This window comes from Bacillus sp. FSL R10-2780 (genome assembly GCF_038006125.1).
GTDB classification, from domain to species: domain Bacteria; phylum Bacillota; class Bacilli; order Bacillales; family Bacillaceae_G; genus Bacillus_A; species Bacillus_A cereus_U.
In genome coordinates this window covers 3,589,927-3,603,944 of record NZ_JBBOUQ010000001.1, presented here as the reverse complement: position 1 = coordinate 3,603,944, position 14,018 = coordinate 3,589,927, and the positions used below count along the sequence as shown (strand labels likewise).

Below are 14,018 nucleotides of genomic sequence, written 5' to 3'. Positions count from 1 at the left end.
ATTTATTCGCTATGTTTTTAAAATTCCCTGCTTATGTATCTTCAACATCATAACCGAATTACATAAATTTAAACGTGATTAAAGGTGTAGAAAGGGCAAAAGAACGCCTTTTTACTGAAGCGTTCTTTCGGTAGTTATTCTTTTAAAAGATAGGTTACTTTATTTAAAATTGTTTCGACTTGTTTCGCGTTTTTACTATACATTTCACTTGCTGATTTCGATTTTGTTTCTAAAGAAAATAGTTCAAGGTCAGCATGGCATTTTTTTAAAGATGCCAATAGTAAAGGTTTGTTTTGAGGAGAAGGCATTTGAAGTTTGTCATTATAAATGTCGATAGTAAGTTGTCCGTATGAGTCAACTTGACCGAGAAATACATTTTCAATGACAACGCCGAGTTTTTCTAATTCAGAATGTAACCAAGCGCGGTTATGTCCACTTGCTGAAAGAGGTTCATCTAATACATTTCCATCCATAATTACAGTTTGTGATTCTTTTTCGTTTGGCACTTTTAAGCTGATATCTTTTGCTGTAAGTGGTTGACGATCTTTTTTCAATAATACATTTAATTCCCCGCTCGGTTCTAGCACAGCAAATTCTACATCAGCTATGTTGAATGCACTTTTTCCTCTGAGAAGCTCGAGTAACTCGTCGCTTGTATACTTTTCTTTCTTTAAATTATCCTCAAGTACTTTACCATCCTTTATTAAAACGGTAGACTTCCCTTCAAAAAAATCTCTAGCTGTTTTGTTCTTTAAGGAAAGAATACCTGTGAAAAAAGGTACTGCAGCGAAAATGAGTATCGCAAAGACACCATGGAAAAATTTTTGATCTAGCCCTGTAGATACTTGAGCGGCAATATCACCAATTGTCATCCCCGCTATATATTCAAAAAAGGAAAGTTGAGAAATTTGTCTTTTTCCTAACCATTTTGTGATAGCGAATAACATGATTAATATAAATACAGAGCGTAGAATGACGAGTGTCCATTCAGGTAGGTGAGACATAGCAATTTCCTCCAGTCTGCTTAAAAACCTTTATATTGAGGTTCTTCACGTTCTAATAATGAAACTCTATCCTTTAGATCAGCGATGACGCTGTCCATTTCTAACATACATTCGTGAAAGACGCGTTTTGTTTCTTCGTCTGCTGAATTTAACGAAAGGGAACTTAAGCTTGCTTGAGCACCCCTTAAACTAGCGAGGCATGTTTTTACACTAGCGATAACAGTCATGAAAGCACCTCTTATCCTTTCGGTTTAAATAGCAATGCTCCGATGAATCCAAAAATGATAGCAGCAGAAATACCAGCGCTTGTTACTTTAAACATACCGGTAATAACGCCGACAATTCCATGTTTTGCAGCTTCTTCCATAGCGCCGTGAACGAGGGCGTTACCGAAACTTGTAATTGGTACAGTTGCTCCTGCACCCGCAAAATCAATTAATGGTTCATATAGATTGAATCCATCTAATATAGCCCCAACAACAACGAGTGTTGCCATTGTATGGGCAGGAGTAAGTTTACCCACATCAAACATAAGTTGACCAATTACACATATAAGTCCACCAATAACAAAAGCCCAGAAAAAAATCATTATGTTGCACCTCCAAATTCGATCGATACAGCATGAGCGATACATGGAATTGTTTCTTCTTGTTGGAATGTAAGTGGAGATAGTAAAGCACCTGTTGCAACAACTAGCATCTTTTTGAATTCTCCCTTTTTCATTCTATTTAATAAATGTCCGTACACGACTGTTGCCGAACATCCAGGACCACTTCCGCCAGCTATGACAGGTTGACCTTCTCTATAAATGATGATTCCGCAATCTTGGAATTGTTCGCTCTTTACTTTTGTACCGTGTTTATGTAGTAGGTCGTAAGCGATTTCGCGTCCTACATGTCCAAGGTCACCTGTTACGATTAAGTCGTAATAAGAGGCGTCGATTTGTCGTTCGCGTAAATGGGCTTCAATCGTATCGACAGCAGCTGGGGCCATCGCGCCTCCCATATTAAACGGATCTGTTAAACCCATATCAATAACTCGCCCAATTGTGGCGGAAGTAACTCTTGGACCATTTCCTGTATCACTTAAAATCGCTGCGCCTGCACCGGTCACTGTCCACTGCGCTGTAGGGGGCTTTTGTCCACCATATTCAGTTGGATAACGGAATTGTTTTTCCACGGCAGCGTTATGACTTGATGCTCCAGTTAATAAATATTTTGCGCCTTTTGCATTTACAATACTTGCGCCGAGCGCTAATCCTTCCATAGAAGTAGAGCAAGCTCCAAATAATCCAAGATAAGGTGTTCCGAGTGTACGACATGCAAAGCTCGTTGGGGTTATTTGATTAATTAAATCTCCTGCGAGTACGAATTGAATATCGTCTTTTCGAAGTTTTGCTTTCTCTGTAGCACGGCTACAAGCTTCTTCAAATAAAATTTTGTGAGCCTTTTCGTAAGAATCTTGTCCAAGCCATAAATCTTCATGGAGGGTGTCGAAGTCTTCAGGGATATTACCTTTCGCTTCAAATGGTCCACCGACTACCCCGGTTGAGATAATGACTGGTTTGTTTTCAAATACCCATGTTCGGTGTCCTTGTAACATTTATAGCCCTCCCCATTGAACGAGAATCGTTTTAATAAGTGCGATGACGAAAGCAGAAAATACACCAAACAAAATAACAGAGCCAGCCAATTTAAACATGTTACCGCCAACACCTAGGACGAACCCTTCCGTTCGGTGTTCAATGCATGCTGCGATAACAGAATTACCAAAACCGGTAACTGGTACCGCTGTGCCAGCCCCAGCAAATTGTCCAAAACGATCGTATATACCGAATCCAGTTAGTAACATGGAAATGAAAATTAGAGTTGCTACTGTCGGATTCCCTGCTGAGCGCTCAGTGAAATCAAAATACGTGATGTAAAAAGTAGAAATAAGTTGCCCGATGAAGCAAATGAAACCACCAACGAAAAAAGCTTTTATACAATTTTTTAAGACAGGACGCTTCGGTTCTCGTTCTTGCGCGAATTTTTTATATTCCTGTTGTACAGGAGTTAAGTTTTTATCTTTACTAGACATGGCAATCCTTCCTTTTCTTTTAGAAAGCTTAAATATTAGATCCCATTTCTGATTGAATGAGTTTCAATTGTTCTTTAATGCCATCCTTACTTACTTTCTTGTTCTTAATTTTGTTTTCAAGTTCTTCTAGGAGCATAAAAATCTTTTTGTCTGTACTTACACGAATATCGAAAGTAGGATTTTCATCACTTAATTTCTTTTTTAATTTACTTCGTAAAGGCTTTAAACCAAATCTTTCATGATGTTCAGGTTTGATGGCTATGTAAAGATCTAAATTGGTATTAACTGCGGTAGCTTTTATAATGCCATCTATAGCGAGGGCTTTTTTCTTAGCGTCTTGCGATATAGATTGATTAAAGGATTCTGTACTCATTTTTGTTAACTTAGGGCCCTTTTTTTCATCTGTTCGCTTAGCTTCTTCTTTCTTTACTTTTTTATCTAACGGGCTATTATCGCATCCGGTAAGTGAACCGAATAGAAGAACAAATAACGCGGTTATGAGGCCGAGTTTTCGCATTATAATCATTCCATTTCTATTGCAGTATGTAATTTGAGAGAAAAAGGATGACTGCATATCATCCTTTTTCTCAAATTGTGTACCATTAGATGAAATGGCACTTTTGGTTATTGCTGTGTGTATTGTGGTTCTTCTTGCTGGACTTCTTCAACACGTGGATTTAAAGAATCAATAATTGTTTGTGTTTGCTGCGCAGCTGTTTGGAAAAGTTGCTTTGCTTGTTGGTTATCCGTATCAAGAGCGAATCCCTCTAAGCTAGCTTGTGCACTTTTTAATCCAGAAACAGTTTGCTTTAGTTTTGTAATTACAGTCATTGAATGAAGCCCCCTTTGGAATATCAATTCAAAGATTATAATTTGTGAATTGGGGTGAATTTATGATTGGAAAATTTAGGGGAAGGACATGTTTTATAGGCTCCTAGCTAAGGTATATAAAGGATTAAGGGGATATTTTTATTGATTTAGATGGATTTTATTGCTATTATTATGAGAAGAAAATAAGCAGGTCTTTACTTGTTATATTTCACTTCTATTAGAGGTTTTTCGCAAGCAATTAAATGTGGAAAAGCGGAATAGAAGAAGGCTTAAAACCTTGATAATAAACCGTTTATAAAACTTTATCATGCGCCCATAGCTCAGTCGGATAGAGCGGTGGTTTCCGGTACCACGTCTGTCGGGGGTTCGAATCCCTCTGGGCGCGTCAAAAAGTCCTAACTTACGTTTTGTAGGTTAGGACTTTTTTTATTTCTCTCTTGTTATATCTGGTTATAAGAATTACTATTAGTATGTGGTAATAATTTTTACGCGTTATTATTTTCTTTCAATATTATTCATTTTTCGGTTGTAAGATGTAAATCTCATTAATACATATAAATTAATAATATTTTGGAATGGGTATCTGCGATAGGATTCTCCTTTTACCAAACTTATTGTACAATAGAAACAAGGGGGAGATTAGTTTGAAGGCAAGTCTTTTACAAGAACAAAGCTTACGTTTGGCAATGACACAAGAGTTAAGGCAAGCGATTACAATGCTCCAGTATAATGTACAAGAATTATCGGAGTTTTTATATGAGCAATCGTTAGAGAATCCCCTTATTGAGTTAGGTGGTTTCGAGAGGGAGAAGAAAAAGAGCTCTAACACAAGTAAAAGTACCGGCAAACAAGTCGAGAATCAAATGGAAATCTACAGTGTGGATTCTACAACGATTCAGCAACATTTATTAAATCAACTACAGTATTATAAAATAGATGAAGAAGAGCGAAAAGCAGCTTCTTTCATTATTATGAACATGGATGGAAATGGCTATTTACAAGAACCAAATGAAGAGCTATCAGAGCTTCTTTCTGCGCCGATCGATGTAGTGGACCGTTCTGTAGAGCTTGTTCAATCGTTAGAGCCAGCAGGGGTAGGTGCGCGTAATATTCAGGAATGTCTATCAATCCAATTGAAGCGCTTACAAAGAAGAAATGGTTTAGCGGAAGAGATTATAGATGATCATTTTAATTATTTCGTTAAGAAAGATTGGCGAAAGCTCGTTCAAGTGTTGAAGTGTACCAACGAGGAATTACAGGATGCGGTGAACTGTATTACATCATTACAGCCGAAACCAGGTCTTGCATTTTCTTCTGATAAACCACTTTATATCGTGCCTGATATGGCGGTAAAAAAAGATGGCGATCATCTCGTTTTACAAATGAACGAACGGAATATGCCGAGAATTGAGATTCACTCTGAGTATAGTGCGTTACTAAATAATAGTGAAAGTGAAGTTGCTTCATATGTATCTGAAAAGTATCAACATGTGCAATGGATTATGCGCAGTTTGAAACAGAGAAAACAAACACTCTTACAAGTGATGAATATTATTATGGAAAAACAGCATGATTTCTTCTGGAAAGGTCCAGCGTATTTAAAACCACTTGCTTTAAAAGAGGTGGCGGAAGAGTTAGGTGTGCATGAGTCTACAATTAGTCGTGCAACGCGTAATAAATATGTGCAAACGCCGCATGGTTTATTTGAGATGAAATCGTTCTTTAGTAATTCTATTTCTACGACGGAAGATGAGGCGGTTTCTACAAAGCGTGTGAAACAATTCATTCAAACGCTTGTTGGAGCAGAAAATAAGAAAAAGCCACTTTCGGATCAAAAGATTTCAAAATTATTAGAAGAAGAGCATGAGATCGTTATTTCTCGCAGAACGGTTGCGAAATATAGAGAACAAATGCATATTCCTGCTTCGTCTCTAAGAAAAACAATTGGATAGGTGAAGAAGATGAAGGTTGTACTATATACAAAAAAAGATTGTGGTCTTTGCGTGAAGGCGAAACAAATTTTAAAGGAAGTACAATGTGAATATTCTTTTCAAATTGAGGAAATAGATATATATGAAGATAATGACCTTTTAGAGAAATACCATCTAATGATTCCTGTTGTAGAAATAGGCGGAAGACAAGTAGAATATGGTAACATTCACAAAGGTGTCATAATAAACTATATAAACAATGCAGTTAAGAGTTGAATAAGTTTCTGTCTCCTGTTACAATAATACACGTAGCAGGGATTATTTTTTTAACCTAAGTGGGACACAAAATGTCACTACGGGACATAAAGTGACCACGAAGGGAAATGAACCGATGTAGTGAGGAGAAAAGATATGCGCTCATGGATTCAGAACACAAAAAAATTATTACCTGATCTGCTACCTGTTATGCAAACGAGAATGCAAGTGCTTCAGTACATTAGGCTTATGCAGCCGATTGGAAGAAGAAACTTATCTGCAAGTCTCGGTATGACAGAACGAGTATTGCGAAGTGAAGTTCAAGTTTTGAAAGAACAAAACTTAGTTCACGTCGCTTCTTCTGGAATGACTTTGACAGAAGAAGGAACAGCTTTAGTTCTTGCTTTGGAAGACTTTATGAAAGAAATTTCCGGGTTAAAGGTTTTAGAAAAACAACTTAAGGAAACATTAGACTTGGATGAAGTTTTCGTTGTCCCTGGTGATAGTGATGAATCACCTTGGGTCAAACTGGAGATGGGCCGTGCTTGTGTGACTTGTATAAAAGACCGTCTGACAGTGAATAATATCGTTGCTGTGGCTGGAGGAAGTACGCTAGCTGCTGCTGCGGACATGATGCAACTTGATTGCAAAGATTTACATATGCTATTTGTCCCAGCACGTGGTGGAATTGGAGAAGGTGTCGAGTTAGAAGCCAATACCATTTGCGCCAAAATGGCACAAAATACGATGAGTAATTATCGCTTATTGTATGTTCCAGATCACGTTAGTAGCGAAGCATATGCGTCTATTGTAACAGAGCCCTCCGTGAAAGAAGTTCTTGAGTTGATTCGATCTTCCAATATCGTCATTCATGGAATTGGTGATGCGTTAACAATGGCACGTCGTAGAAATACTTCAGAAGCAGATTGGTTAAAGATTCAGGCAAGCGAAGCAGTTGGCGAAGCTTTCGGTTACTACTTTAATGAACAAGGAAATGTTGTTCATAAAGTAAGAACAGTTGGTATGCAACTTGAAGATTTACAACATGTATCTCACGTTGTCGCAGTCGCTGGAGGTTCTTCAAAAGCAAAAGCAATACAGGCTGTAATAAAGCAAGGGCACACTTCAATTCTAATTACAGATGAAGGTGCAGCAAAACAATTAACAAAGGGTATTACCCTTTAATATAATCCCCCAAGGAGGAAATTTAAATGACTAAAATTGGTATTAATGGATTTGGACGTATCGGACGTAACGTATTCCGCGCAGCTCTTAACAACTCTGAGGTAGAAGTAGTAGCAATCAACGACTTAACAGATGCTAAAACATTAGCTCACCTTTTAAAATATGATACAGTTCACGGAACTTTAAATGCAGAAGTATCTGCTAACGAAAACAGCATCATTGTTAACGGTAAAGAAATTAAAGTTATCGCTGAGCGTGACCCAGCTCAATTACCATGGAACGACTACGGAGTAGAAGTAGTAGTAGAATCTACTGGCCGTTTCACTAAAAAATCAGACGCTGAGAAACACTTAGGTGGATCAGTTAAGAAAGTTATCATCTCAGCTCCAGCTTCTGACGAAGATATCACTGTAGTTATGGGTGTTAACCACGAAGAATACGATGCAGCTAACCACAACGTAGTATCTAATGCTTCTTGTACTACAAACTGTCTAGCTCCATTCGCTAAAGTATTAAACGAAAAATTCGGCGTAAAACGCGGAATGATGACAACAATTCACTCTTACACTAACGACCAACAAATCTTAGACTTACCACACAAAGATTTACGTCGTGCTCGTGCAGCAGCTGAAAACATGATCCCAACATCTACTGGTGCTGCTAAAGCTGTAGCATTAGTATTACCAGAACTTAAAGGTAAATTAAACGGTGGCGCTGTACGTGTTCCAACTGCTAATGTTTCTCTAGTTGACTTAGTTGTTGAACTTGACAAAGAAGTAACAGTTGAAGAAGTAAATGCAGCATTCAAAGCAGCTTCTGAAGGCGAATTAAAAGGTATCCTTGGATACAGCGAAGAGCCATTAGTATCTATCGACTATAACGGTTGCACAGATTCTTCTACAATCGATGCATTATCTACAATGGTAATGGAAGGTAACATGGTTAAAGTACTTTCTTGGTACGATAACGAAACTGGTTACTCTAACCGCGTAGTAGACCTAGCTGCATACATGACTTCTAAAGGTCTTTAATTCTTAAGTATATAAGCAATCAATGACAAAACGAGGGAGAGGGGTTGTTCCCTCTCTCTCTTCTTTCGTTTTAGAAGCAAATGTGATAAGCTTTTGAATGGGTTTTGTCAATCCTAACTAGTAGTCGGAGGGAAATCCAATGAACAAAAAATCAATTCGTGACGTAGATTTAAAAGGTAAGCGTGTATTTTGCCGCGTTGATTTCAACGTACCTATGAAAGAAGGCAAAATTACAGATGAAACTCGTATCCGTGCAGCTCTTCCTACAATTCAATATTTAGTAGAGCAAGGTGCGAAAGTAATTTTAGCAAGTCATTTAGGCCGTCCAAAAGGTCAAGCAGTAGAAGAATTACGTCTTACTCCAGTAGCAGCACGTTTAGGCGAGCTTCTTGGTAAAGATGTTAAAAAAGCGGACGAAGCATTCGGACCAGTTGCACAAGAAATGGTTGCAGCAATGAACGAAGGCGACGTAGTAGTTCTTGAAAACGTACGTTTCTATGCGGGCGAAGAAAAGAACGATGCAGAACTTGCGAAAGAATTTGCAGCTCTTGCTGATATTTTCGTAAACGATGCATTCGGTGCAGCTCACCGTGCTCACGCTTCTACAGCAGGAATCGCAGACTACCTACCAGCAGTATCTGGATTATTAATGGAAAAAGAGTTAGATGTATTAGGTAAAGCACTTTCTAACCCAGAACGTCCATTCACAGCTATCATTGGTGGTGCGAAAGTAAAAGATAAAATCGGTGTAATTCGTCATCTATTAGACAAAGTAGATAACTTAATCATCGGTGGCGGACTTGCTTATACATTCGTTAAAGCTTTAGGTCATGAAATTGGTCTATCTCTATGTGAAAACGACAAAATTGAACTAGCTAAAGAATTTATGCAACTTGCAAAAGAAAAAGGCGTAAACTTCTACATGCCAGTTGATGTTGTAATCACTGAGGAATTCTCTGAAACTGCAACAACTCAAATCGTTAGTATCGACTCTATTCCTTCTACTTGGGAAGGCGTGGACATCGGTCCTAAAACACGTGAAATTTATGCAGATGTAATTAAAAACTCTAAGCTTGTTGTATGGAATGGACCAATGGGTGTATTCGAAATGACTCCATTCGCAGAAGGTACAAAAGCAGTAGGACAAGCATTAGCAGATGCAGAAGGTACATACTCTGTTATCGGCGGTGGTGACTCTGCAGCAGCTGTTGAAAAATTCGGTATGGCTGATAAAATGAGCCACATTTCTACTGGCGGCGGTGCGTCATTAGAATTCATGGAAGGTAAAGAACTTCCAGGTGTAGTTTGTCTTAACGACAAATAAGTAGCAGCCAAAGAAAAAGGACGGTGCAAAGCATGCGTAAACCAATTATCGCAGGTAACTGGAAAATGAATAAAACTCTAGCTGAAGCAGTTAGCTTCGTAGAGGAAGTTAAAGGTCAAATCCCAGCAGCTTCAGCTGTTGATGCAGTAGTTTGTTCGCCAGCTCTATTCTTAGAGCGCTTAGTAGCAAAGGCTGAAGGAACTGACTTACAAGTAGGTGCACAAAACATGCACTTCGAAAAAAATGGTGCATTCACTGGCGAAATTAGCCCAGTAGCACTTAGCGACTTAAAAGTAGGCTACGTAGTACTTGGCCACTCTGAGCGTCGTGAAATGTTTGCTGAAACAGACGAGTCAGTAAACAAAAAGACTCTTGCAGCATTTGAACATGGTTTAACACCAATCGTTTGTTGTGGTGAGACTTTAGAAGAGCGCGAAAGCGGAAAAACATTTGATCTAGTAGCAGGTCAAGTGACAAAAGCACTTGCAGGTTTAACAGAAGAGCAAGTTAAAGTAACTGTTATCGCTTATGAGCCAATCTGGGCTATCGGTACAGGTAAATCTTCTTCTTCTGCAGATGCAAATGAAGTATGTGCGCACATCCGTAAAGTTGTTGCAGAAGCTGTTTCTCCAGAAGCTGCAGAAGCTGTTCGTATTCAATACGGCGGTAGCGTAAAACCAGAAAACATTAAAGAGTATATGGCACAATCTGACATCGACGGCGCTTTAGTTGGCGGTGCTAGCTTAGAGCCTGCTTCGTTCTTAGGTCTTCTGGGGGCGGTAAAATGAGAAAGCCAACAGCTTTAATCATTCTTGATGGTTTCGGACTACGTGAAGAAACTTACGGGAATGCTGTAGCACAAGCTAAGAAACCTAATTTTGATGGTTACTGGAACAAATTCCCTCACACAACGCTTACAGCTTGTGGTGAGGAAGTAGGTCTTCCAGCAGGTCAAATGGGTAACTCAGAGGTTGGTCACTTAAATATCGGTGCTGGCCGCATCGTATATCAAAGCTTAACACGCGTAAACGTTGCAATTCGTGAGGGTGAGTTCGATCAGAACGAAACTTTCCAAAATGCAATTAAAAGCGTGAAAGAAAAAGGTACTGCTCTTCATTTATTCGGTTTACTTTCTGATGGTGGTGTGCATAGTCACATGAACCATATGTTTGCTCTTCTTCGCTTAGCAGCAAAAGAAGGCGTGGAGAAAGTATATATCCATGCATTCTTAGATGGCCGCGATGTTGGACCACAAACAGCAAAAGGTTATATCGATGCAACAAATGAAGTAATTAAAGAAACAGGAGTAGGACAATTCGCGACTATCTCTGGTCGTTATTACTCCATGGACCGTGACAAGCGTTGGGATCGCGTAGAAAAATGTTACCGTGCTATGGTGAATGGTGAAGGCCCTACTTATAAATCAGCAGAAGAGTGTGTAGAAGACTCTTATGCAAATGGTATTCATGATGAATTCGTATTGCCGTCTGTAATTGTTAACGAAGATGACACGCCAGTTGCAACAATCAATAATGATGATGCAGTTATCTTCTATAACTTCCGTCCAGACCGTGCAATTCAAATTGCTCGTGTATTTACAAACGAAGACTTCCGTGAGTTCGATCGTGGTGAAAAAGTACCTCACATTCCTGAATTCGTTTGTATGACACATTTCAGTGAAACTGTAGATGGTTACGTGGCATTCAAGCCAATGAACCTTGATAACACATTAGGTGAAGTTGTTGCGCAAGCGGGATTAAAGCAACTTCGCATCGCGGAAACTGAAAAGTATCCGCACGTTACATTCTTCTTTAGCGGTGGTCGTGAGGCTGAATTCCCAGGAGAAGAGCGTATTTTAATTAACTCACCGAAGGTTGCAACGTATGACTTGAAACCTGAAATGAGCATTTATGAAGTAACGGACGCTTTAGTAAATGACATCGAAAATGATAAACATGATGTTATCATTCTTAACTTTGCAAACTGTGATATGGTTGGCCATTCTGGGATGATGGAACCAACAATTAAAGCAGTAGAAGCAACTGACGAATGTTTAGGAAAAGTTGTAGAAGCGATTCTTGCAAAAGATGGTGTAGCACTTATTACTGCTGACCATGGTAATGCCGATCAGGAGTTAACTGCTGAGGGTGGACCAATGACAGCTCATACAACTAACCCGGTTCCTTTCATCGTTACAAAAAATGATGTAGAGCTTCGTGAAGGTGGTATTTTAGGAGATATCGCCCCAACAATGCTTACACTTTTAAATGTGGAACAACCGAAAGAAATGACAGGTAAAACAATTATTAAATAATTTGCTTATATAAAAAGGAGAGAATTTATTATGTCAACAATTATTGATGTTTATGCTCGCGAAGTCCTTGACTCTCGTGGTAACCCAACTGTAGAAGTAGAAGTTTACACAGAAAGCGGCGCATTCGGACGCGCTATCGTACCAAGTGGTGCATCTACTGGTGAGCACGAAGCAGTAGAATTACGTGACGGTGACAAATCTCGTTACCTTGGTAAAGGTGTTATGAACGCAGTAAACAACGTTAACGAAGCAATCGCTCCAGAAATCGTTGGTTTCGACGTAACTGACCAAGCTGGTATCGACCGTGCTATGATCGAATTAGATGGCACTCCAAACAAAGGTAAACTAGGCGCTAACGCTATCCTTGGTGTATCTATGGCAGTAGCTCACGCAGCAGCTGACTTCGTAGGTCTTCCATTATACCGTTACCTTGGTGGATTCAATGCAAAACAATTACCAACTCCAATGATGAACATCATCAACGGTGGTTCTCACGCTGATAACAACGTTGATTTCCAAGAGTTCATGATCTTACCAGTTGGTGCTCCAACATTCAAAGAATCAATCCGTATGGGTGCTGAAGTATTCCATGCACTTAAAGCTGTATTACATGACAAAGGTCTTAACACTGCAGTAGGTGACGAAGGTGGATTCGCTCCAAACCTTGGTTCTAACCGTGAAGCATTAGAAGTAATCATCGAAGCTATCGAAAAAGCTGGTTACAAAGCTGGAGAGAACGTATTCTTAGGAATGGACGTTGCTTCTTCTGAGTTCTACAACAAAGAAACTGGTAAATATGACCTTGCAGGCGAAGGCCGTACTGGCTTAACTTCTGCAGAAATGGTTGATTTCTACGAAGAGCTTTGCAAAGACTTCCCAATCATCTCTATTGAAGATGGTCTAGACGAAAACGACTGGGATGGTCACAAATTATTAACTGAGCGTATCGGTGATAAAGTACAATTAGTTGGTGACGATTTATTCGTAACTAACACTCAAAAACTTGCTGAAGGTATCGAAAAAGGTATCTCTAACTCAATCTTAATTAAAGTTAACCAAATCGGTACTTTAACTGAGACTTTCGAAGCAATCGAAATGGCTAAACGTGCTGGTTACACAGCAGTTGTATCTCACCGTTCTGGTGAAACTGAAGATGCTACAATCGCTGACATCGCAGTTGCAACTAACGCTGGCCAAATCAAAACTGGTTCTATGAGCCGTACTGACCGTATTGCTAAGTACAACCAATTATTACGTATCGAAGACGAGCTAGGCGAAATCGCTGTTTACGCTGGTTTACAATCTTTCTACAATATCAAACGATAATTGTAGAAAATAACGACAGACCGTGAGAAATCACGGTCTGTTTTTTTATGCTAAAATTGTTCGTCCGTCATAAGTGACATGAAGTATTTGAAGAAGAGATTATAATCAAAATCGATAGCAATTTGCTGCATTAAGTTTTTACATAAAATAAATAAAACAGCTAGGGAAGTGAGTCGTCCTAAACTTACAATGACTAGTTCGTCTTTATACTGCTCGATAAGAGGGATAACTTCAAAAAAATTCTCCATTTCCCCGTTTTGTAACTTTTCATTTGGGATGATTGGCCCTAACCCTTCTTTACCGTGAACATCGGTAAAAAAGCGGGAGGACCTCCATTGAGAGGACGGTCTGAACCACCAAATATTTTCATATCTCTATTTCTTGATTTTTGTTTAAGGAAATGAGCATTTTGTACGGCCATTTCTTTTGGAACATTGCCGTAATCGGTGACTATCCCAACAATTTCAATTTCATCGATAAAGAATGCGAGGAGGAGGGCTATCGTATCGTCGATTCCAGGATCACAAAAAATAAGAACTTTTTTAGACATATGTTCACCACCTATCTATATATATGTGTGCTAGAGAGAAGGCAGAAGAAAAATGGAGTGAAGGATTTTATTTTATTGAAATAATACCCATCAAAATTCAGAATATATAAACTTTGTATATTAGGTCAAGGTTTTTGACATAAATTATATGCGGAAACGCAGTCATATCAAGGGTGTAAGCGTATAAT

15 protein-coding genes, 1 tRNA gene and 1 pseudogene are annotated in these 14,018 nt (G+C 39.0%); 9 read left to right on the top strand and 8 right to left on the bottom strand.

Annotated features, from left to right (window positions below; all coding sequences use genetic code 11):
• Positions 1 to 134: 134 nt before the first annotated feature.
• The 7 genes from NSQ47_RS18960 to NSQ47_RS18930 form a co-directional block, all read right to left on the bottom strand.
• Positions 135 to 1,004: a DUF421 domain-containing protein gene (locus NSQ47_RS18960; protein ID WP_002159907.1), complete on the bottom strand. Its 870-nt coding sequence runs from the start codon at positions 1,002 to 1,004 to the stop codon at positions 135 to 137.
• 20 nt (positions 1,005 to 1,024) lie between these two features.
• Positions 1,025 to 1,231, bottom strand: a complete 207-nt coding sequence (locus tag NSQ47_RS18955) for a DUF1657 domain-containing protein (protein ID WP_002112814.1) — start codon at positions 1,229 to 1,231, stop codon at positions 1,025 to 1,027.
• A gap of 11 nt (positions 1,232 to 1,242) precedes the next feature.
• Complete coding sequence (gene spoVAE / locus NSQ47_RS18950) at positions 1,243 to 1,593, bottom strand: stage V sporulation protein AE (protein ID WP_002112813.1); 351 nt, start codon at positions 1,591 to 1,593, stop codon at positions 1,243 to 1,245.
• Complete coding sequence (spoVAD, locus tag NSQ47_RS18945) at positions 1,593 to 2,606, bottom strand: stage V sporulation protein AD (RefSeq protein WP_341037662.1); 1,014 nt, start codon at positions 2,604 to 2,606, stop codon at positions 1,593 to 1,595. Before spoVAD ends, spoVAE begins: the two co-directional genes overlap by 1 nt.
• The gene (gene spoVAC / locus NSQ47_RS18940) at positions 2,607 to 3,083 is read right to left on the bottom strand and encodes a stage V sporulation protein AC (RefSeq protein WP_002112810.1); all 477 of its coding nucleotides are present in this window, start codon (positions 3,081 to 3,083) and stop codon (positions 2,607 to 2,609) included. It lies immediately after the preceding gene.
• 28 nt (positions 3,084 to 3,111) lie between these two features.
• The gene (locus tag NSQ47_RS18935; RefSeq protein WP_341037661.1) at positions 3,112 to 3,600 is read right to left on the bottom strand and encodes a YhcN/YlaJ family sporulation lipoprotein; all 489 of its coding nucleotides are present in this window, start codon (positions 3,598 to 3,600) and stop codon (positions 3,112 to 3,114) included.
• Between the two features lie 107 nt (positions 3,601 to 3,707).
• On the bottom strand, positions 3,708 to 3,914 hold the full coding sequence (locus NSQ47_RS18930) for a DUF1657 domain-containing protein (protein WP_000216167.1): 207 nt from the start codon (positions 3,912 to 3,914) through the stop codon (positions 3,708 to 3,710).
• 309 nt (positions 3,915 to 4,223) lie between these two features.
• On the opposite strand from NSQ47_RS18930, the gene NSQ47_RS18925 reads away from it, so the two are divergent.
• The 9 genes from NSQ47_RS18925 (at position 4,224) to eno (ending at position 13,280) form a co-directional block, all read left to right on the top strand.
• Positions 4,224 to 4,299: transfer RNA gene (locus NSQ47_RS18925), tRNA-Arg, on the top strand.
• Positions 4,300 to 4,558: 259 nt separating this feature from the next.
• Positions 4,559 to 5,866 (top strand): RNA polymerase factor sigma-54, encoded by a 1,308-nt coding sequence (gene rpoN, locus NSQ47_RS18920; RefSeq protein WP_002159910.1) that lies wholly within the window; start codon positions 4,559 to 4,561, stop codon positions 5,864 to 5,866.
• 9 nt (positions 5,867 to 5,875) lie between these two features.
• Positions 5,876 to 6,121, top strand: coding sequence for a glutaredoxin family protein (locus NSQ47_RS18915; RefSeq protein ID WP_002144911.1), 246 nt, complete (start codon positions 5,876 to 5,878; stop codon positions 6,119 to 6,121).
• A gap of 135 nt (positions 6,122 to 6,256) precedes the next feature.
• Entirely contained in the window at positions 6,257 to 7,285 is a 1,029-nt protein-coding gene (cggR, locus tag NSQ47_RS18910) for a gapA transcriptional regulator CggR (RefSeq protein ID WP_061673724.1), read from the top strand.
• Between the two features lie 26 nt (positions 7,286 to 7,311).
• On the top strand, positions 7,312 to 8,316 hold the full coding sequence (gene gap / locus NSQ47_RS18905; protein WP_002112805.1) for a type I glyceraldehyde-3-phosphate dehydrogenase: 1,005 nt from the start codon (positions 7,312 to 7,314) through the stop codon (positions 8,314 to 8,316).
• Positions 8,317 to 8,455: 139 nt separating this feature from the next.
• The gene (locus NSQ47_RS18900) at positions 8,456 to 9,640 is read left to right on the top strand and encodes a phosphoglycerate kinase (RefSeq protein WP_341037654.1); all 1,185 of its coding nucleotides are present in this window, start codon (positions 8,456 to 8,458) and stop codon (positions 9,638 to 9,640) included.
• Positions 9,641 to 9,672: 32 nt separating this feature from the next.
• A complete protein-coding gene (gene tpiA, locus NSQ47_RS18895; protein WP_002159914.1) occupies positions 9,673 to 10,428 on the top strand; it encodes a triose-phosphate isomerase in 756 nt (251 codons plus the stop codon).
• Positions 10,425 to 11,954: a 2,3-bisphosphoglycerate-independent phosphoglycerate mutase gene (gpmI, locus tag NSQ47_RS18890; protein WP_002089542.1), complete on the top strand. Its 1,530-nt coding sequence runs from the start codon at positions 10,425 to 10,427 to the stop codon at positions 11,952 to 11,954. The genes tpiA and gpmI overlap by 4 nt, the downstream gene beginning before the upstream one ends.
• 30 nt (positions 11,955 to 11,984) lie before the next feature.
• On the top strand, positions 11,985 to 13,280 hold the full coding sequence (gene eno / locus NSQ47_RS18885) for a phosphopyruvate hydratase (RefSeq protein WP_002112796.1): 1,296 nt from the start codon (positions 11,985 to 11,987) through the stop codon (positions 13,278 to 13,280).
• 119 nt (positions 13,281 to 13,399) lie between these two features.
• Here eno and NSQ47_RS18880 read toward each other — a convergent pair.
• Positions 13,400 to 13,830 (bottom strand): annotated as a pseudogene (locus tag NSQ47_RS18880) (nucleoside hydrolase); the annotation flags it as partial.
• Positions 13,831 to 14,018 lie beyond the last annotated feature (188 nt).